This window comes from Cellulomonas soli, from assembly GCF_052036975.1.
Classification (GTDB): domain Bacteria; phylum Actinomycetota; class Actinomycetes; order Actinomycetales; family Cellulomonadaceae; genus Cellulomonas; species Cellulomonas soli_A.
Window position 1 is genome coordinate 20,734 of record NZ_JBQIAR010000017.1, and the last position, 19,564, is coordinate 40,297.

Consider the following 19,564-nt stretch of genomic DNA (forward strand, 5'->3'; position numbering starts at 1 on the left):
CACGTCGGCACCCCTGCCCCACCTGATGGACGACCGTCAGACGGCGGTGAGCGTCACCGTCGCCGTGTACAGGCCCGGCGCCACCGACGACGGCACCTGGTCGACGCCGAGCACGCCGGCCAGGTGGGCCGTGCCGAGCGACCGCGCCGACGGGTAGCTGGCGAACACCTTCGGTGCGGCGAGACCGACCGTGTACGGGGCGTTGTCGGTGAGGACGACGTCCGCCGCCGACAGCGCGTTGCCCGGCACCTGCGTGGCCACCAGGCCGGTCAGGCCCGCGTAGCGGCCGTCGAACGAGTCACCGCTCGCCGCGACGAACGGGCTCGACACGACCGAGGCCGTCCAGCCGAGGTTCCCCGCACGCGTGTCGGTCACGACGATGTCGCGGAACTCCGCCGACGCGGCGTACGTCGAGTCGACCGGGTCGAGCACCGCGGTGCCCAGCGCGAGCGGCGACGACGGCGTGTACGGCGTGGTCAGCGTGATGGAACCGACCGGGATGTCCACCGTGACCGTCTGCTCGTGCACCGCGCCCGCGAGCGTGTACTCGGCGCTCACCGCCGCCGAGGTCGAGCTCGTGTACGGGGCGGTACCCGTGAACGCGGCGACGAGCGAGTGCGTACCGGCACCCAGGACGTTCGTGGTGAAGACGGGGGCCACACCCGCGGTGACCGGGACGGTGCCGAGGGTCGTGCCGTTGTCGCTGAACGTGACCGTGCCGGTCGGTGCACCCGCCGCCGACGCGACCGCAGCGGTCAGCGCCACCGACTGGTAGGCGGCCCCCGTGACGGGGTCCACGGTCAGCGTCGTGGTCGTGGACCGCGGCGCGACCGCCGAGACCTCGACGGTGACCGCGGCCGCCGTCGACGGCTCGTAGGTGGAGTCACCCGAGTAGACGGCGGTGACCTGGGCCGAGCCGACGGGCAGCGCGGCCGTGGTCAGCGCGGCCGTGCCGCCCGTCACCGTGCCGGTGCCCAGCGAGGAGGACCCGGCGAAGAACTCCACCGTGCCCGTCGCCGCCGAGGGGGCCACGGTGGCGGTGAGCGTCACCTCGGTGCCCTGCTCGACGGACGTCTGGGAGACCGCGAGCGTCGACGTGCTCGCCACCCGCGGCATGGTGGGCGACGGGACCGACCAGGTCAGGTTCGTCGCGTCACCCGTCATGGTGATCGTGGTGCGGATGACGCCGACCCCGAGCCCGTCGTAGTTGCGGCACATGAGGATCAGCGGCATGGTGCCGGTCTTGCCGGGCTGCGAGGCGATGTACGTCATCGCCTGCGGCTTCGTCAGGTAGTCGCCGCGAGCCGTGTAGAAGCGACCCTCGGCGTCCTTGGCCTGGGTCGCCGCCGTGATCGGCACCTGCTCCCAGTCGTTCTCGGGCACGCCGGCCTGCGGGATGCGGATCGCCGCCTGCACGGCGTCGGTGGCCGCCGGGCACAGCTTGTCGACGGCGAGCGACTGGAACGGGCGGACCGTGCCCGTCCCGCTCGTCACCGGCGTCGTGTTGGCCGGGTTGGTGAAGCCCCCGGTGTTGGCGAACAGGAAGATCTGGCCGGGGACGTCCGGCCCCTCGTCGTTCGCGGAGGCAGGTGTCGCAAGGGCCGCGAACGCGGTCGTGGCGACGACGACACCGGCGAGCACGCCGGCGAGCGTCCTGGTGCGAGTCATGGGAAGGCCTTTCCGATGGTCGATGAGATCAGCGAGGGCGATCAGGGGGCAGGTCAGTTGACGGTGAGGTTGGTCGTCGCCGCCTGCGTCGGGACGCCGCAGACGCCGCCGTCGGCCGGCACGGAGAGCTGGTCGAACCCGGCCGCCTCGATGAGCGCCTGACCGGAACCGGAGCAGACGAAGCCGTCCGCGCCGAAGACCTGCGTGAACCACACCGAGGACAGGTCGGCCGACCGCACCACGTTGTAGAGCGCGCGGGTGTAGCTCCAGCCGCCCTCGAGCTTGATGCCCGTGGCGGTCTTGGCGCGGCCCGTGGAGAACGGGGCGACCGCGTTGGCGTTCGCGGCGATGGGGGCCGCGTCGTGCTCCTGGACCTCGACGACGGTCGAGGCGAGGGTCACGGCCACGCCACCGTTGGCCGCCTGCAGCTGGGCCAGGAAGACCGTGCGGGTACCCGAACCGGTCTGCGGGATCATCGGCACGATGGCGCCGGAGGCGCCGCCGATCTGGTTCCAGTTGCTGATCGAGCCGTTGTAGATGCCGACGAGCTGGGCCGCGGTGATCGACGCGGGTGCGTTCGAGGTGGTCGCCGTCGCGAGCTTGAGGCCGTCGAGGGCGAACGGCACCTGCCAGAGCCCCGCGGACACCTCGGCGGCCGACAGCGACGACGACGAGCGCGCGAAGTTCACGTTGGAGTTGGCGCCGGCGCCGAACAGGGTGGCCTTGCCTGCGCCGGAGCCGTTCGGCCGCGTCACCGCGGTGGTGCCCGACTTCAGGACGACCGGGGTGCTGCCCGTCGCGTTGAACGAGACCAGCCGGGCCCCGGCCGAGGCGTTGTAGCCGGGCGAGTACAGGCTGCCGACCCGGACGCCGTCGGCGAGGAAGTTGACGGCGTACTCGGTCGTGTCCGAGCCGACGCCCACGACGTCCTTGGGCTGCGGGGTCGGGTCAGCCGACGCGGGACCCGCGACGGTCGCGGCGAGCACGCCGGCGAGGGCGACGGTGAGGAGGAGCGAGACCTTCGTGCGCTTCATGAGGGATGGTGCCCTTCGTGTGTGCGGTCGGCCGGCCGATCCCGGCTCACTGCACACTGTTCGCAGACCGGGCGAACCCCCGGGTCCCGGACGGTGAACGAAGGACGTCCCGGCCGTGGCATGGGGACGTGCCCGCGCGACGTCAGACGAGGTTCGGCAGCAGCCGTGCGGCGATCTCGGTCGCCCACCACGCCGCCGCGAGCAGCAGCGGGGCCCCGAGCACCCAGGCCGCGCGCGCCGGGAGCCTGTGCCGCAGCAGCAGCGTCGCGGCCACGGCCAGGAGCAGCGCCTGCACCGCGAGCACCAGGACGGGCAGCGCACCGACGTCGACCGCGAGCACACCCTCCGCCGGGGGTACCGCACCGGGCCGACCCGCCGGCCCCTGGACGGCGTCACCCACGAGGGTGGCGTCCACGTAGACCGTCTCGTACCCGGAGATCGCGCCGAGCATCCCCGACCCCTCGACGGTCACGAGCGTGAGCCGCGACCCGCCGTCCTCGAGCGGTGTCGGCAGCGCGTCGCCGTCGTGGCGAACGCCGTCGACCCGGTAGACGAACTCGCCCTGGCCGGTCGTCACCTCGATGCCGTCGCCCTCGCGCAGGTGCGGTACGTGCCGGAACGGTCCCCCGAACGCGGTCGCCCGCCCCAGCACCAGCGAGACGCCCGCCTGGCCCGGCAGGACCGTGTCCCGCCGGTGGCCCGGCCCCGCCTGCAGATCGCCCGACGCGGTGCCCTCGACGACGACCTGCTGCAGCCCGAGGGTCGGGACGCTGAGCACGGCGACGGGGGCACCGGGTTCGATCGCACCGCCCGTCGGGGCGGTCTGCGACGCCAGCTGCTCGCGCAGCTGGGCGTAGAGCACCTGCTGGGACCGCGCCTGCACGAGGCTGCCCAGCACGAGCACCTGCACGAGCGCCCACGCGGCGAGCGCGGCCACGACGAGCAGGGCCGTGGTGGCGACCAGCGAGGCGGCCGGCTCCTGCGATCGCGGCGGCCGCGGAGGCCGCGGGGTCACCTGCCGACGTCGACCGGCCGACGTCGGGTGCTCCCGTCGGCGGGGTCGGCGGGGCCGGCGGGGCCCCGCGGCGACGCCTCCCGGCGCGACGGCCTCCGGGGCGGGCGCGCTCGCCTGCGGATCGAGCTCGACGACGCTCACACCGGCCTCCGCCGCGTCGTGAACCGGCGCAGCAGCGGCGCACCGACCGCACCCCCGAGCGCGAGCGACAACGCCGCGGGCAGCGCGCGGTCCGCGACGTCCGACTCCTCGGCCAGGGTGGTGCCCGAGGCCGTCGTGGACTGCCCGGTCTGCTTCTCGTCGGCAGGTAGACCTTCGACGGCCACCGGCCCCGCCGGCTCCGCCGCGAGAGGTGGGGCGTCCACGGCTGCCGACCGTGGCGAGGTCCTCACGGTCGACGGGACGGGCAGTGCGACGGGAGCCGCCGCCGGTACCGGCGCCGGCTTCAGGGAGTCGGGGTCCTGCGCCTCGATCGCGTCGGCGACCGCCTGCGCCGAGGCGTACAGCGGGGCCGTCACACCCGTCGAGGCGAGAGGCAGGTACCCGTCGGGCAGCTGCCCGTTGCCGCTGCCCGACTCCTGGCCCTCGGTCGTGGCGGTCCGCACGAACTGGGCCACGTGCATCGCGTCGGCCGTGTCGAGCCCGCTCAGACGTGCGGCGGCGTGCACCACCATCGTCCCCGGGTACGCGTCGGCCGGCAGGGCAGTGCGGTCGAGCACGAACGGCGCGCCGGGCGCCGTCTGGTCGGCCGCGGTCAGGGCCTTCGCCATCGACTCCTGCGACGCCGTGACGAACGTGGCACCCGCACCGGAGCCGGCCGTCCGCAGACCTGCGGTTCGCAGCCCGTAGCGCTCCGCGTCGCCCAGGGAGACCAGCCCGAGCATGAACCGGGCGCCGTAGCCCTGCCGCGCGATGCGGCCGAACTTCCACGGGTCGCTGGTCGTCGAGCGCGTGCACTGGGTCTGCACGTTCGGCCACGCGTCGAGCACCGCGCCGGCGATGGTGCTGAGCCGGCTCACCGGGGCGGCCACCAGGCCGAGGTACGGCGACGGGTTGAGCTGCTCGCACTCGCGCTTGATGTCCCGGACGAACGTGTCGAGCATGGGCCACTCGGCGCGCGGCAGCTCCACGTCCTGGTAGGACGGGTTGACGACCATGCCCCAGGGGTCCGGCTGCCCGTGCACGAACGCCATCGCCTCGGCGTCCGCCGCGATGTACGACGTCAGCGCCGTCATCACGTCGGATGCCTCGGACAACGACAGCACGGTGGCCCGGGCCTCCTCGGCGATGTCCGACAGGCCGGGGTTCAGCTCGACGAACTCCGGGTCGGTGTTGAGCGACAGGGGGTTGTCGGACATGCCGGGGTGCGCCCGGCCGGACGATGACGCCGGGTACGACTGCGTGAGCAGCTTGGCGAGCAGGCGCGGTGTGAGCCTCAGCTCCTTCGCCTCTCCCGCGTTGCCCGGCAGATCGGTCACGTAGGCAATCGCGAAGCCGGTGACCGCGACGGGTGCGTAGCCGAGCGGCACGCTGGTCGTGGCGGCGGGTTCGGACACGAACGCCGCGACGGCGCCCCCGGAGCCGAGCAGACGCAGCGCCGAGGCCTCGGACATGCGGTTGTGCCGGAACTTGAAGCGGTCGGCCCGCAGGCAGTAGGCGGGGGCCCACTGCAGGGACGCCTGGTTGAGCAGCTCGGACCCGTACATGTCGACCGGTGCCCGGTCGTCGAGGACGTCGCAGGCATCCGGCGGCAGGGCGAACGTCAGTGGCACCGCGAAGCGGTCACGCCAGTTCGACGCCGACCACCAGTACCGCGCCGACACCGCGTCGTCCGCGCCGAGGTTGTCGAAGTTGGACGAGCCCTCCGCGAACGACCCGTCACCACGGCACGCCGCGTCGGCGTCCAGGCAGCTGATACCCATGATCGGGATCACCACGAGCGAGCAGGGCACGTCCGAGGAGCAGCCCAGCGACTCGTTCTCCGTCGCGGTACGGATCTCGACGTTCGCCTCCCCGGTGCCGTCGAGGCGGGTGAACCCCGCCAGCTCGGCGGCCGGCAGCGCCGCGTCCACGGAGGACTCGGGCGGGATGCTGCTGTTGTTGCACGCCGGGTAGACCGTCCCGTTGGCGGCGCGGAACGGTACGAGCCGCTGCGAGAGCATCGACGGCAGGAGCTTCTCGCACGCCTCCGGCCAGTCGGTCGCGGTGCCCTGGTCGCCCCGCTCGGCCTCGGTGGCGTACCGGTCGTGGCGCCACACCGCGGCCGAGGGTGCCGCCTGGGCGACGCGCTGCATGTACGTCGTCGTCCAGCAGGTCTCCGGTGCGATCTGCTGCGCGGCCGGAAGCGTCGGGTCGTCGAGCCCGCGGCACTGCAGGATCACCACGGGGTACTCCTGGTTGGCGCCGTCGAAGCCGTACGGGCTGACGGTGCGCCCGGCGGACGGGCGTGCTCCCGACCAGGTCACGTGGACACGCTCGCGCCCGCGCAGGTTCTGCGTGCGGTCGACCGAGACCGTCACCGTGCGGCTGTCGACCGGCTCCGGGGTGCCGTCGGCGGCGACGTGCTCCCGCGTGAGCGTGCGGGTCGCGGTCCAACCCGCTTCCGCGCCCGGTTCCGCCGCCGCCGCCGGCGTGGGACGGCCGGCTGCGGCACCCAGGCCCAAGAGCCCGAGGAGCGTGAGGACGAGCACGACCCTCGGCGCCCGGCGTCGGGCCGTCCTGGGCTCTGCGCGCGACGGTCGCCCGCTCATCGCCCGGTCCCGTGCATCCCGGCCCCCGGTCGGCCCAGCGGGTGCGCACCGGGGTGCTCGACGGGGCGCGCACCGAAGCCCTCGTCGGACGGCGACCGGCCCGGTGGGGCCGAGGCAGGCTCGGTCCGGGTGCCGTTCACCGAGGGAGTGGCCCGGAGCGGGGCGCCCATCAGACCGGCTGCGCCCCGCGAGGAAGGTCCGGGCGCGGCACCCGCAGCCGTCCGCGCCGTGACGGCCCGACGCCGCACGGCGAACAGCCCCGGTACCAGCGCCACCGCCAGGAGCTCCGCTCCCGCCAGCGCTCCGAACGCCACGCTGCTGCCCACCGGACGGGCGGCGACCGTGGTGGCGACCGCGCCGGTCACCGACCCGGTCGCGGCATCCACCGCGTTCCCGACGGGAAGGCCGGTCGCCGGGTCGATCGCGGTGGTGTCGGCACCTGCCGCGGCGCCGCCCCCCGCAGCGGCCGCCCCGCCCCCGGACGTAGCCCCGCCTGCGGATGCGGTCCCTCCTGCGGCGGCGCCGCCACCTGCACCGGCGCCGCCCGACGTGTCGACGACCTGGCCCTCGCCGAGGCACGGACCCTGCCCCTGCTGGTCGCAGGCCGCCGGCTGGGCGGCCACCTCGGCCAGCTTGTTGCGACTGAGGTCCCCGGCGACGAACGTCGGGTTGTTGCACCGCGTGGCGTCGCGGTTCGCGATGTCCACACCGGGGTCGGCGGCACCGAGCTTGGCGACCTGCTCGAAGCCCGCCTGCACGAGGTTGAGCGGCAGGGGCGAGTAGCCGAACGCGCCGGCCTTCCCCTGCCCTTCGCACAGCGAGTAGAACATGAAGTCGACCAGGGTCTGCCGCTTGTTGGTCGTCATGCGCGAGTCGCTCTTGCCGGTCGGCAGCAGCATGTACGAGTACGACGACAGCGGGTACGCACGCGGGTCCGGGTTCGTGTAGACGTCGTCCAGGATCTGCGTCAGGTAGGCCTGCGAGGTGGGGTCGGTGTTGATCCGCGCCCGCGTCAGCGCGACCGCGACCGCGTACTGCGTCGGCTCGACGTAGTAGCCGGCGCTGTTGAGCACCTTGACCACGGGGTAGCCCTTGTTGATCGGGTACGAGTACTCGACGTAGGCGATCGTGCCGTTGCCCGACGTGGCGGCGACCGTGTTCATGACCTGGTCGGACCCTGCGGCGGCGATCATCCGGGAACCGCTGGGCTTCGGGTAGTACGACGTGAGGCCCGCCCGGCCGAAGTACGCGCGCCACAGATCGGGCTGGGCCTTGTCCAACCAGGTCGTGAACTGCGCCGTGGTGCCCGAGCCGTCGGAGCGGACCACCGGGTAGATCGGGGTGTCCGGCAGCACGCGCCCGTTGTTGTCGGCCTTGATGGCCGGGTCGGCCCAGCTCGTGATGACGTTCGTGAAGATCTTGGCGAGCGTCTCCCCGGACAGCCGGATGTCCTTGACCAGCTGCCCGCCGACCTCGAGGTGGTAGGTGAACGCCGTCCCTCCGGCCACGATCGGCAGGTAGGAGAACTCGCGTGACCCGGCGGTGTCGGCGTTCCCGTACTCGTCGGTGCCCTGGTAGGGGATCTCCGTGATGCCGAAGTCGGTGACGTTCGCCGCGAAGTTCTTGCGCCCCTGGGACGAGCCGCCGCCGTTGTACGTCACGGCCATGCCGCTCGCCGACACGTCGGCGATCCACTGGTCGACGATGACCTGGCTCCACGTCGACCCGGAGCCCTCGATCTGCCCGTACGCCGCGTACGCGTCGGTCGGCAGCGCGACCAGCAGGCCGAGAGCGGCCACGAGCGCCGCCGCGACGCCGGCGGACCACGCCGCGAGCCTCTGGCGCGGCGACCGTCCCCGGGGGCTCCCGGTGCGCGGGTGTGTCATCGGTCCTCCAGGACGGGTCGGGTTCAGCGCCCGGCCGGCCGGCGCGCGACGAGCCGCGCGACGACGAACAGCACGAGCACGAGGATCAGCAGGATCGACGCGGCGGCGAAGCCACGTTCGATGTAGGTGTTCTCACCGCTGCGCACCGTGGAGTAGATGAACAGCGGCAGCGAGTTCATGACCCCGTCGGTGGGGTTCAGCACGAGGAACGACGCCGCCCCCGAGGTCAGCAGCACGGGGGACGTCTCGCCGATGCCGCGCGCGACGCCGAGGATCAGGGCGGTCGCCAGGCCCGGTCGGGCGGTGGGCAGCACGACGTGCCAGACGGTGCGCCACCTGGGCGCCCCGAGGGCGAGGCTCGCCTCGCGCAGCCCGGACGGCACGACGCGCAGCACCACGTCGGCGGCCCGCGCGATGATCGGCAGGATCATCACGAACAGCGCGGCCGATGCGGCCAGACCCGAGCGTGGGACCCCGAGGCCGACGATGACCACGGTGTAGACGAACAGGCCGGCGACGATCGACGGCAGCGCGGTCATCGCCTCGACGACGGTGCGCACGACGCGCGAGAACCGCCCGCCGACCTCGGTCATGAACACCGCGGTCCCCAGGCCGAGGGGCACCGCGAACGCGACCGCGAGACCGATCTGGATCAGCGAGCCGACGATGGCGTGCCCGACGCCGCCGGTCGACAGCGCGTCCCGGGGCCCGACCCCGGTCATGTCGTCCAGGAACATGGAGGCGTGCCTCAGCGCCCCGAGGCCACGCGCGAACGTGAAGACGACCGTGGAGGTCAACGCCACGCCCACGAGTGCCGCCCCGCCGGTGACGACGGCGGCCACCAGGCGGTCCGCGACGAGCGGCCCGTCGGCGGTCGCCGAGGTGGCCACGGCCACGATCGCGAGGAACAGCGCGAACGCCACCACCGCGTAGGCGAGCGGGTTCCCCCACGGCAGGAGCCGGAAGCAGAGCACCCACGCGAGCGCGGCCGCGGCGGCCAGCGAGCCGGCGACGACGAGCGCGTCCTGCACGGGTGCACCGGAGTGCCGCCGTCCCTGCGGGCGCGGCTGTCGGACCGCGGCGTCACGACGCACCGTGGTGCTCCGGGTGCGCGCTCCGGAGACCACGACGGTCGTGCCAGGGGCGGCCGGTTCGGCGATCACGGTGGTCGTCATCAGATGTCCGTCCCCGCACCCGAGCGGCTGCGTGCCACGACGGTCGAGGCGAGGGTGTTCACGAGCAGCGTGAGCAGGAACAGGACGAGGCCGGCGGTCAGCAGGGCCGACAGCTGGGCGTCGGTCGCCTCGCCGAACCGGCCGGCGATGAGCGCGGACACCGTGTTGGTGCCGATCTCGAGCGGACGCACCTTGAGGTCGAAGGCGGGCGAGACGATGAGGACGACCGCGATGGTCTCGCCGAGCGCCCGCCCCAGCCCGAGCATGGTGCCGCCGATGATGCCGCCGCGCCCGAACGGCAGCACGACCGACCGGATGACGCCGAGCCGTGTGGCGCCCAGCGCGAGCGCGCCTTCGCGCTCCCCCGGCGGCGCCTGCGAGAACACCTCGCGCATCACGGACGACGCCATCGGCAGCACCATCATCGCCACGGCGATGCCCGCGACGAACGCCGAGGCGGTGTACCGGGTCTGCTCCCAGACCGCTGCGCGCGGATCCGTCTCGACGTGGAAGAGCGGGATCCACCCCAGGTACGTGTGCAGCCACCGGGCGAGCGGGGCGGCCAGCGGCTGGATCAGGAAGAAGCCCCACAGACCGTAGATGATGCTGGGCACGGCGGCCATGAGGTCGACCAGGGAGACGCACGCCGCCCGCAGCCGGGTCGGTGCGTACTCGCTGATGTAGAGCGCCGTGCACAGCGCGAGCGGTACGGCGAACACCATCGCGACGCCGGCGACGGTCACGGTGCCGAGCAGCACGGCGCTGATGCCGAGCGTGTCGCTCTCGGGCGCCCACTGGGACTCGGTGAAGAACGACCACCCGTAGCGGCGCAACGTGGGCACCGACTGCAGGGCGAGGAAGAGGCCGATGCCTCCCGTGATCGCGAGCACGGTCGCACCGACCCCGCGTGCCCCGAGGACGAACACCCGGTCGGAGCCGGAGGTCCGCCGCGACAGCCGCCGCGGGACGGCGGCACCGCCCTGACGGACGGGCACGGACGTGCTCACGCGGACTCCCCCTCCTGGTGCCGGCCTCGGTCCGCGGTGCGTCCCGTGACCTCTCGGGGCCGATACAAGCGAGCGGCGATGACCGGGAGGCCCCGGGCCGGTGAACGAGGGACGAACGCGCCCGGGCGCCCGGTATGTCCGGCCCGGACCGTCGCCGTCATGGCGCCCCCGGCCCCGTGCCGGGCGTCGCCGTGGGCGTGGGCCCGGCACTCGTGTCAGGCGTCGGCACGACGTTCGACGGGCTCGGCACGCTCGACGGGCTCGGGGCGGCGGTCACGGGCGGTGCGGCGGACCAGGCCACCGACCCGCCGACGGGCATGCGGGTGCCGGCCGCCGGCTCGGTGCGCCGCACGACGGTGTCGGGCGCCGACCCTGCCGGCTCGACCGGCCCGAGCCCGGCCCCGACCAGCAGCTCGCGCGCCCGGACCCACGGCAGCCCGACGACGTCCGGGACGGCCGTCATCCCGCTCGCGACGACCATGCCCACCACCGCACCGACCCCGACCTGCGTGCCTGCCGGGGGTTCGCTGCGCAGCACGGTCCGGGCGGGTCCGGGGCCGTCGAGCAGCAGCACGTCACCGCTGGTGAGCTGCGCGTCGGCGAGGATCGCACGCGCCCGGTCGACGTCCGCACCGTCGAGCACCGGGATCACGACGGCGGACGAGGACGGGGTCGCCGACGCGGCCGGTGGCACGGACGGCGCGGAGGACGGCGGCGCGGTCGTCGGGGTCGGCAGCGCGCCGAGGGCCACCGGTGCCCCACCTGGCAGGTCCCCGCCCGCGCCGGTCGCGACCGCGCCGCCGACGGCGAGCCCCGCCAGCACGACCACGGTCAGCAGCACGGGCAGCCGCGAGCGCCGCACCGGTGGCGGTGGGGCCACGACGGCACCGGTGGGCACCCCCGGCGGGTCGTCCACCGTGCGCAGCGGCCGGGTCCGGGTCGGACCGGGCTCGACGGCAGGGCGCTCGCCGTGTCGAGGTAAGGGCGCAGCCGAGGTGAGCGGCGGCCCGTGGTCGCCGGCGATCTCGCGCAGCGCGGCACGCATGGCGCCGACGGAGGCGAACCGCTCCTGCGGGTCCTTGCGCAGCGCTCGGGCGACGAGCCGGTCGATGCCGGCGGGGAGCCCCGGCGTGCGCGAGGAGGGCACCGGGGCGGGTCGGTGGACGTGCGCGGCGAGCACCTGCTCGGGGTGGTCCGACGGGTACGGGAGCTGCCCGGTGAGCGCGTGGAGCAGCAGGCAGCCGACCCCGTACACGTCGGAGCGCGCGTCGCCGGCGGCCCCGGTCGCGATCTCGGGCGACGCGTACGACGGGCTGACGGTGACCCACCCGTCGGCCTGCGCGGAGCGCGGGGTGGTGCCGCCGAGGTCGAGGACGACGGCGCGACGGGGGTCCGCGTCGGGCAGCATCACGTTGCCGGGCGACAGGTCGAGGTGCAGCACGCCGTGCGCGTGCGCGTGCTCGAGCCCGTCGAGCACGGCGTCGGCGAGCGCGAGGGCGTGGGCGACGGGGAGCGGTCGGGCGTCCGCCAGCAGGGCGTCGACGGTGCAGCCGTCCACGAGCTGCATGACCACGCAGACCCGCCCGTCGAGGTCGACGCCCAGGTCGGTCACCTCGACCACGTGGGGGTGCCGCAGGTGCGCGACGCGTCGCAGCGGCGAGGTCGGGTCCGCGCCGGGACCGCCCGGGGCGGGGTCGCGGTGGACCTTGACGGCCACGGTCGTGCCGAGGCGCAGGTCGTCGGCGACGTGCACGTCGGCCGTGCCTCCGGCGCCGATCGGTCGGCCGAGCCGGTACCGGCCCAGGACGGTCCGGCCGACGAGGGTCGACCCGGCGGCCTCGTCGGCCCCGTCGGGCTCGCGCGTGGCTGCGCTCACGGCCTCGCGGCGGCGTCGGCGTACGCGTCGGCGAGCTCGAGCACGTGCGCGGCGTAGCTGTCGTCGCGGTTGTACGACAGCGCGGCGGACCACCAGCCGTCCGCGGTGGCCAGGTCGCGCCCGCCTGCGCACAGGTACCGTGCCGCGGCGAGCGCGGCGTCCTGGACGTCGTGCGGGTCGGCGGTCCCGTCGCCGTCGGCGTCGGCACCCCACCGCGCCCACGTGCCCGGCAGGAACTGCATGGGTCCGACGGCGTGCTCCCAGTCGGGGTCCCCGTGCCAGGCGGTGCCTGCGGCGCTCGCGGTGATCGCCCGCGTGCCGTCCAGGGGCGGTCCGACGACCGCGGTCTCGGGTCGCCCGTCCGGGCGCAGCGTGGTGCCCCCGTGCGTGCCGTGGCCCGACTCGACGGCACCGATCGCGGCGAGCGTGCTCCAGCCCAGGTGGCAGCCGGGGTGTTCCGTCTGCGTCGCCAGGGTCGCGTCCGCGTAGGCCTGCAGCGCCACCGACGGGATGGAGGTCGACGTGGCCACTCGTGCGACCCACGCCGCGGCGGCGACCGGGGCGGAGGCGCGCGGGCTGATCCGACCGGCCGTGCCGTCTGCGACGGGTGTGGCCGTGCCCGTGGGGCCGGCGCCCGGTGCGGGCAGCGCACCCGGCGTGCCGGGAGGTGCCGTGCCGGTGGCTCGTGCGGCTCCGAGGTCGCCGGTGGTCTCGGTGTCGGGGGCGGCGACGACCGGCACGCCGGGCGGCGGCTCGGCGGACGGAGCCCACGGCGCGGTGCCCGTCCAGCTCACGGCGAGCACCGACAGGACCGCACTGCCGGCGAGGACCACCCCGGCCGCGGCGACCCTCAGTCCACCGTCGAGGCCGCTCATCGGTGGCCTGTCATCGGACGGTCCCGCCGACGAGCCGCGCGGCTCCGTGCATCCGACGGAACGTGCAGGGCACGGGGTCGACGTGCGCCGAGGCAGCCAGCTCCACGAACTTCGCGGCCGCGTGCTCGCAGCGCACCCGCCTGTCCTTGTCGCCGATGCTCTCCACGACGGGTGTCCCGTCGAGGTGCAGCGCCCACCACCAGCGGTAGGTCGGGGTGAGGCGCAGGACCGTCTCGAGCCGGTCGAGCTGTGCGAGCACGGTCTGGACGCCGACCTGCGCACCGACTGCGTCCGGGTAGCCGGCGGGTCCGCGGGCGAGCCCGCGGCCGTTGGCGCTCATGAGCCGCCACCACACGAGCTGTTCGTCGTGGAAGCGGTACAGCTGGAACACGGGCGCCACCGCGCACCCCGCCCTCTCCTCGCCGGCACGCCCTGGTGGCGCGCTCCGCGGCGTACTCCAGCGCAGTGCCGCTCGGCGGGGGCGACGCCCAGGCGTCCGGAGGACGAACGGCGGGGTGTTGTGCGGCAGTTTCACCCGTTTGCGCCGGCACATGGCGGACGCCCAGCTGCCGCTCAGCCACGAATGAGACGCCCGTCTCATCATGCGGGACGCCTCTGTCCGCACCCCCCGACGTCCCCGTAACCTCACCGACATGTCCTGCCGCCGAATGTGTCGCTGACCCAGCGCACGCTCGGCTGTGCCCGGCGGCAGGTGCCCGACCATCCTCGGTCGCCCTCCCCGGTAGAGCCCTGACACGTCCCGTGCGCCCATCCCCCGGACCACGAGCGGACGACGCCTGCCGAGCTCACACGGTCCACGACCCGCACCACCCGGCGCCGCACGCGCACCGGGACCGAGCCACCGTGAACCACCGCACCGAGGAGCACCCGTGAGCAACGAGAGCTGGAACTTCGAGACCCGCCAGATCCACGCCGGTCAGCAGCCCGACCCGACGACGGGCGCCCGCTCGCTGCCGATCTACCAGACCACGTCGTACGTCTTCGACACCGCCCAGCAGGCCGCCGACCGGTTCGCGCTCAAGGAGCTCGGCCCGATCTACACGCGCATCGGCAACCCCACGCAGGAGGTCGTCGAGAACCGCATCGCCTCGCTCGAGGGCGGCGTCGGCGCGCTGCTCGTCGCCTCCGGGCAGGCCGCCGAGACGTTCGCGATCCTCAACATCGCCGAGGCCGGCGACCACGTCGTGGCCAGCCCGTCGCTGTACGGCGGCACGTACAACCTGCTGCACCACACGCTGCCCAAGCTCGGCATCGAGACCACGTTCGTCAGCGACCCGCACGACCCGCAGGCGTGGAAGGACGCGATCCGCCCGAACACCAAGCTCTTCTACGCCGAGACCATCCCGAACCCGAAGTCCGACGTGCTGGACATCGAGTCCGTGGCCGCCGTCGCGCACGAGTACGGGGTGCCGCTCGTGGTCGACAACACGGTCGCCACGCCCTACCTGATCAACCCGCTGGCCTGGGGCGCCGACGTCGTCGTGCACTCGGCGACCAAGTACCTCGGCGGGCACGGCTCGGCCATCGGCGGCGTCATCGTCGACGGCGGCACGTTCGACTACGCGCAGAACCCCGAGCGCTTCCCGAACTACAACACCCCCGACCCGTCGTACAACGGCCTGGTGTTCGCCCGCGACCTCGGTGTGGGCGGTGCGTTCGGCGCCAACCTGTCGTTCATCCTCAAGGCCCGCGTGCAGCTGCTGCGCGACCTCGGCGCGGCGATCAGCCCGTTCAACGCGTTCCTCATCTCGCAGGGCATCGAGACGCTGTCCCTGCGGGTCGAGCGGCACGTGCAGAACGCGCAGAAGGTCGCCGAGTGGCTCGAGGCCCGCGACGACGTGCTCGGCGTGCACTACGCCGGCCTGGAGTCCAGCCCCTGGCACGCCAACCAGCTCAAGTACGCCCCGCGCGGTGCCGGCGCGGTGCTCGCGTTCGAGATCGAGGGCGGTTCCGCGGCCGGTCAGGCGTTCGTCTCCGCGCTCGAGCTGCACTCCAACGTGGCGAACATCGGGGACGTGCGCTCGCTGGTCATCCACCCGGCCTCCACGACGCACAGCCAGCTCACGCCCGAGGAGCAGGCACTGTCCGGCGTCACGCCCGGCCTGGTGCGCCTGGCTGTCGGCATCGAGCACATCGACGACATCCTGGCCGACCTCGACGCGGGCTTCCGGGCCGCCAAGGGCGCCTGAGGCCGCACCCGTGCCCACGCAGCCGCACCGCCCGCACGCGCCGGCGATCGCCGTCCCCACCCGGACGGCGGTCCCGGCGCGTGCGCGCACGCTCGCCAGCCGTGCCCCTCTCGGTGACCGCCCCGCGGTCCCGGCCAGCGCGGCCTGGCGCGACGGCGACCCCGTCGGCCGCCGCCAGTTCGCCGACCTCGGCCCCTTCGCGCTCGAGTCGGGTGGTCGGCTGCCAGCGGTGCGCCTGGCGTACGAGACGTGGGGCACGCTGGCCGAGGACGGCAGCAACGCGGTGCTGGTCCTGCACGCCCTCACCGGCGACTCGCACGTGACCGGTGAGGCCGGGCCCGGCCACCCCACGGCCGGCTGGTGGCAGTCGATGGTCGGGCCCGGCGCACCCATCGACACCGACCGCTACTTCGTGGTCGCCCCCAACGTGCTCGGTGGCTGCCAGGGTTCCACCGGCCCCGCCTCGACCGCCCCCGACGGGCTCCCGTGGGGCGGCCGGTTCCCGCTGCTGACGGTGCGCGACCAGGTCGCCGCCGAGATCCGCCTGGCCGACCTGCTCGGCATCGACGAGTGGGCCCTGGTCGTCGGCGCGTCGCTGGGCGGCCTGCGCGTGCTCGAGTGGGGCGTCAGCGCCCCCACCCGCGTGCGCACCCTCGCCGCGATCGCCACCACGGCGCAGACCTCCGGCGACCAGATCGCCGGGTTCCACACCCAGCTCGCGGCCATCGCCGCCGACCCGCGCTACCGCGACGGCAACTACTACGACGCCCCCGACGGCGAGGGACCGCACGTCGGCCTCGGCCTGGCCCGCCAGATCGCGCACCAGACGTACCGCTCGGCCCGTGAGCTGGACGAACGCTTCGGCCGGATCCCGCAGGGGGCCGAGGACCCCCTCGAGGGCGGCCGGTTCGCCGTGCAGTCCTACCTGGACCACCACGGCGACAAGCTCAGCCGCCGGTTCGACGCGAACACCTACGTGGCCCTGACCCGCACCATGATCACGCACGACCTGGGCCGCGACCGCGGCGGGGTCGAGGCGGCCCTCGCGCAGATCACCGCGCGCGCTCTGGTCGTCGCCGTCGACTCCGACCGGCTGTTCCCCCCGGAGCAGTCCCAGCGGATCGCCGCGGGCATCCCCGGCGCTGGACCCGTACGGACCATCCGGTCGCAGTTCGGCCACGACGGGTTCCTCATCGAGGAGGACCAGGTGGGGGCCATCGTCTCGGACTTCCTGCGGACGCACGCGATCTGAGAGGCCCTCGGGCACGATGGGCCCATGACCACCTCGTCCCTGCCTTCCCCCACCGGACCGGCGTCCGCCGAGCTGGCCGCCGCCCGGCACGCCCTGCACAGCCAGTGGGACCGGCTGCGCCCGTGGATCGGAGCCGTCGTGGCCGACGGCTCCGGGACGTCCGCCTCCGTGCTGCCCGGCTGGAGCATCGCCGAGCTGGTCGCGCACGTGGGCCGCGCCATGGACGCGCTCGCGGTGTGCGAGCCGCTGCCCGCCGGGACCGTGCCGCTCAGCCTCGCCGAGTACCTGGGCACCTACCCGGGGCGTGCCGACGAGATCACCAAGGTCACGCGCGAGATGGCCGTCGAGATCGCCGACGACCCGCTCGGCGGTGTCGACGCCCGGATGCAGGCCGCGTTCGCGCGGCTCGACGAGCTCGGCCCGGTCGACCGTGTCGTGCAGGCCCGGCGCGGCCCCGTGCTGCTGAGCACCATGACCGTCTCGCGGGTCATCGAGCTGACGGTGCACGCCGACGACCTGGCCCGCTCCGTGGCCGCCGCCCGCGGGCGCACCCGGCTGATCGCCGACGAGGACCCGGTCGACCCCGAGGCGCTGGACCTGGTCGCGCAGGCCCTGCTGCGGATCGTCGTGGCGCGCGGCGGCTGGGACCTGGAGATCGTCGACGCCCGCGCCTGGGTGCGCCTGGCCGCCGGCCGCACCCCGTACGACGTCGACGCGCTCACCGGGGCGCTGCAGGCCCGGTTCGCCTCGGACGCCGTGCCCGACCTGGGGCGCATGCTGCCCGTGCTCTGAGCAGCGCACGTCCTAGGGTGGGCGCATGCTCGCCGCCACCGTCGCCCGGTTCAGCCCCGACGACCCGATCGCCGGTCTCGACGTCGGCGACCGCCCCGCCCCGCCGGCACGCGAGCACTGGACCACGGTCGACGTGCGGGCCGCCGCGCTCAACCACCACGACCTGTGGTCCCTGCGCGGCGTGGGCCTGCGGGCCGAGCAGCTGCCGATGATCCTGGGCACCGACGCGGCCGGCGTCACCGCCGACGGGCGCGAGGTCGTGGTGCACGGCGTCATCGGCGGACCGAGCGGCCACGGCGTCGGGCCCGACGAGCCGCGCTCGCTGCTGTCCGAACGGCACCCCGGCACGCTCGCCGAGCAGGTCGCCGTGCCGACGTGGAACCTGGTCGACAAACCGGCCGCCCTGAGCTTCGTCGAGGCCGCGTGCCTGCCGACCGCATGGCTGACGGCGTACCGGATGCTGTTCACCACGGGCCGGGCCACGCCCGGTCAACGCGTGCTCGTGCAGGGTGCCGGCGGCGGACTGGCCACCGCGGCCATCCTGCTGGGGGCCGCCGCGGGCCTCGAGGTGATCGTGACCAGCCGCGACGAGCAGCGCCGCGCGCAGGCGCTGACCCTGGGGGCGGCGGCCGCCGTCGAGCCGGGCGCGCGCGTCCCGCGGGTCGATGTCGTGCTGGAGAGCGTGGGCCGGGCGACGTGGTCGCACTCGGTGCGCTCGGTGCGTCCCGGCGGCACGATCGTGGTGGCCGGTGCCACCAGCGGCGACGCGACCGCCGCCGAGCTGACCCGCATCTTCTTCCAGGAGATCACCGTGGCCGGCGCCACCATGGGCTCGCGCGACGACCTGGTGCACCTGCTCGCGTTCCTCGCCCGCACGGGCGTGCGCCCCCTTGTCGACTCCACGTTCCCGTTGGCGCGCGCCGCCGACGGCCTGTCGCGGCTTGCCGACGGGAGCCAGTTCGGCAAGATCGTCCTCGAGGTCTGACCGGGGCCGACCACGGCGCAGGCCCGGTACCGACCGGTACCGTGCCACCCGACACAAGGAGTCGTCCGCATGCCCGTGCTGTGGGAGCCGGACGTGCTCGGCGACGGCTACGAGGTCGCCACGCTGCCGCTCGAGCCCGACGACGAGGGCGAGCTGGTCGCCAGCCTCGTGCGGTACGCACCCCCCACGGTCGAGCCGCAGCGACCCGCCCGGGCGATCCTCTACGTCCACGGGTGGTCCGACTACTTCTTCCAGACCGGCCTGGCGGAGTTCTGGCACGCGCGGGGCGTCGCCTTCTACGCGCTCGACCTGCACAAGTACGGGCGGTCGCTGCGCCCGCACCAGACCCCGGGCTACACCGACGACCTGCAGAGCTACGACCAGGACCTGCACGCCGCGCTCGAGGTGGTGCGCTCCGACATCGGCCCGCACGGCCGGATCATGCTCATGGGCCACTCGACCGGCGGGCTGATCGGCGTGCTGTGGGCCAACCGGCACCCCGGCCTCGTCTCCGGGCTGGTGCTCAACAGCCCGTGGCTCGAGCTGCAGGGCTCGGCGATCGTCCGGTACGCCTCGGGGCCTGCGCTGGCGCAGCTGGCCCGGTTCCAGCCACGGACACCGCTGCCGAACATCGACCCCGGGTACTACGCGCGCACCGTGGAGGCCCGGTTCGGCGGGGAGTGGACGATCAACGAGGCCTGGCGCCCGACGCCGTCGTTCCCCGTGCGGGCCGGCTGGTTGCGGGCGATCACCGCCGGTCACGCCACCGTGGCCCGCGGGCTGAGCATCGACAGCCCGATCCTCATGCTCGCCTCGGCGCGCACCGTCATCAGTCCCCGCTGGAGCGAGGACATGCGCTCGGCCGACAGCGTGCTGGACGTCGAGCTGCTGGCCCGGCGCGCCGTGCAGCTCGGCTCGCACGTCACCGTGGTGCGCATCGCCGGGGGCATGCACGACCTGGTGCTGTCTGCCGCGCCGGTGCGGGCTCGTGTGTACGCCGAGATCGACCGGTGGGTGTCGGCGTACGGGTGGAGCTGAC

15 protein-coding genes are annotated in these 19,564 nt (G+C 74.3%); 5 read left to right on the forward strand and 10 right to left on the reverse strand.

Annotated features, from left to right (window positions below; genetic code table 11):
* Positions 1-36: 36 nt before the first annotated feature.
* From ACTHAM_RS15615 to ACTHAM_RS15660, 10 genes are all read right to left on the reverse strand, one after another.
* Positions 37-1,668, reverse strand: coding sequence for an Ig-like domain-containing protein (locus ACTHAM_RS15615; RefSeq protein WP_440689102.1), 1,632 nt, complete (start codon positions 1,666-1,668; stop codon positions 37-39).
* Between the two features lie 53 nt (positions 1,669-1,721).
* Positions 1,722-2,702 (reverse strand): substrate-binding domain-containing protein, encoded by a 981-nt coding sequence (locus ACTHAM_RS15620; RefSeq protein ID WP_440689104.1) that lies wholly within the window; start codon positions 2,700-2,702, stop codon positions 1,722-1,724.
* A gap of 142 nt (positions 2,703-2,844) precedes the next feature.
* The gene (locus tag ACTHAM_RS15625; protein WP_440689106.1) at positions 2,845-3,717 is read right to left on the reverse strand and encodes a sortase; all 873 of its coding nucleotides are present in this window, start codon (positions 3,715-3,717) and stop codon (positions 2,845-2,847) included.
* A 137-nt stretch (positions 3,718-3,854) separates the two neighbouring features.
* Complete coding sequence (locus tag ACTHAM_RS15630) at positions 3,855-6,467, reverse strand: hypothetical protein (RefSeq protein ID WP_440689108.1); 2,613 nt, start codon at positions 6,465-6,467, stop codon at positions 3,855-3,857.
* Positions 6,464-8,353, reverse strand: a complete 1,890-nt coding sequence (locus tag ACTHAM_RS15635; RefSeq protein ID WP_440689110.1) for a substrate-binding domain-containing protein — start codon at positions 8,351-8,353, stop codon at positions 6,464-6,466. Before ACTHAM_RS15635 ends, ACTHAM_RS15630 begins: the two co-directional genes overlap by 4 nt.
* Before the next feature lie 23 nt (positions 8,354-8,376).
* Positions 8,377-9,528: a phosphate ABC transporter permease PstA gene (gene pstA / locus ACTHAM_RS15640; protein WP_440689112.1), complete on the reverse strand. Its 1,152-nt coding sequence runs from the start codon at positions 9,526-9,528 to the stop codon at positions 8,377-8,379.
* Positions 9,528-10,535, reverse strand: coding sequence for a phosphate ABC transporter permease subunit PstC (gene pstC, locus ACTHAM_RS15645; protein ID WP_440689114.1), 1,008 nt, complete (start codon positions 10,533-10,535; stop codon positions 9,528-9,530). Before pstC ends, pstA begins: the two co-directional genes overlap by 1 nt.
* A gap of 157 nt (positions 10,536-10,692) precedes the next feature.
* Complete coding sequence (locus ACTHAM_RS15650; RefSeq protein ID WP_440689116.1) at positions 10,693-12,411, reverse strand: protein kinase domain-containing protein; 1,719 nt, start codon at positions 12,409-12,411, stop codon at positions 10,693-10,695.
* Positions 12,408-13,286, reverse strand: a complete 879-nt coding sequence (locus ACTHAM_RS15655) for a lytic murein transglycosylase (protein ID WP_440689118.1) — start codon at positions 13,284-13,286, stop codon at positions 12,408-12,410. The genes ACTHAM_RS15650 and ACTHAM_RS15655 overlap by 4 nt, the downstream gene beginning before the upstream one ends.
* A 10-nt stretch (positions 13,287-13,296) precedes the next feature.
* Positions 13,297-13,686, reverse strand: coding sequence for a hypothetical protein (locus tag ACTHAM_RS15660; protein ID WP_440689120.1), 390 nt, complete (start codon positions 13,684-13,686; stop codon positions 13,297-13,299).
* 490 nt (positions 13,687-14,176) lie between these two features.
* Here ACTHAM_RS15660 and ACTHAM_RS15665 point away from each other — a divergent pair, with 490 nt between their 5' ends.
* The 5 genes from ACTHAM_RS15665 (at position 14,177) to ACTHAM_RS15685 (ending at position 19,563) form a co-directional block, all read left to right on the forward strand.
* Positions 14,177-15,496, forward strand: a complete 1,320-nt coding sequence (locus ACTHAM_RS15665) for a bifunctional o-acetylhomoserine/o-acetylserine sulfhydrylase (protein ID WP_440689122.1) — start codon at positions 14,177-14,179, stop codon at positions 15,494-15,496.
* Between the two features lie 10 nt (positions 15,497-15,506).
* Positions 15,507-16,748, forward strand: a complete 1,242-nt coding sequence (metX, locus tag ACTHAM_RS15670) for a homoserine O-acetyltransferase MetX (protein ID WP_440689124.1) — start codon at positions 15,507-15,509, stop codon at positions 16,746-16,748.
* Between the two features lie 24 nt (positions 16,749-16,772).
* Complete coding sequence (locus ACTHAM_RS15675) at positions 16,773-17,540, forward strand: maleylpyruvate isomerase N-terminal domain-containing protein (RefSeq protein ID WP_440689126.1); 768 nt, start codon at positions 16,773-16,775, stop codon at positions 17,538-17,540.
* Between the two features lie 25 nt (positions 17,541-17,565).
* A complete protein-coding gene (locus ACTHAM_RS15680; RefSeq protein WP_440689128.1) occupies positions 17,566-18,525 on the forward strand; it encodes a zinc-binding dehydrogenase in 960 nt (319 codons plus the stop codon).
* A 69-nt stretch (positions 18,526-18,594) separates the two neighbouring features.
* A complete protein-coding gene (locus ACTHAM_RS15685) occupies positions 18,595-19,563 on the forward strand; it encodes an alpha/beta hydrolase (protein WP_440689130.1) in 969 nt (322 codons plus the stop codon).
* The last annotated feature ends 1 nt before the right edge of the window (position 19,564 follow it).

Coding starts and splice junctions, on each gene's coding strand:
- ACTHAM_RS15685 (WP_440689130.1), top strand. CDS start 18,595: ATGCCCGTGCTGTGGGAGCCGGACGTGCTCGGCGACGGCTACGAGGTC.
- ACTHAM_RS15615 (WP_440689102.1), bottom strand. CDS start 1,668: ATGACTCGCACCAGGACGCTCGCCGGCGTGCTCGCCGGTGTCGTCGTC.
- ACTHAM_RS15635 (WP_440689110.1), bottom strand. CDS start 8,353: ATGACACACCCGCGCACCGGGAGCCCCCGGGGACGGTCGCCGCGCCAG.
- ACTHAM_RS15655 (WP_440689118.1), bottom strand. CDS start 13,286: ATGAGCGGCCTCGACGGTGGACTGAGGGTCGCCGCGGCCGGGGTGGTC.
- pstA (WP_440689112.1), bottom strand. CDS start 9,528: ATGACGACCACCGTGATCGCCGAACCGGCCGCCCCTGGCACGACCGTC.
- ACTHAM_RS15630 (WP_440689108.1), bottom strand. CDS start 6,467: ATGAGCGGGCGACCGTCGCGCGCAGAGCCCAGGACGGCCCGACGCCGG.
- ACTHAM_RS15620 (WP_440689104.1), bottom strand. CDS start 2,702: ATGAAGCGCACGAAGGTCTCGCTCCTCCTCACCGTCGCCCTCGCCGGC.
- ACTHAM_RS15680 (WP_440689128.1), top strand. CDS start 17,566: ATGCTCGCCGCCACCGTCGCCCGGTTCAGCCCCGACGACCCGATCGCC.
- ACTHAM_RS15675 (WP_440689126.1), top strand. CDS start 16,773: ATGACCACCTCGTCCCTGCCTTCCCCCACCGGACCGGCGTCCGCCGAG.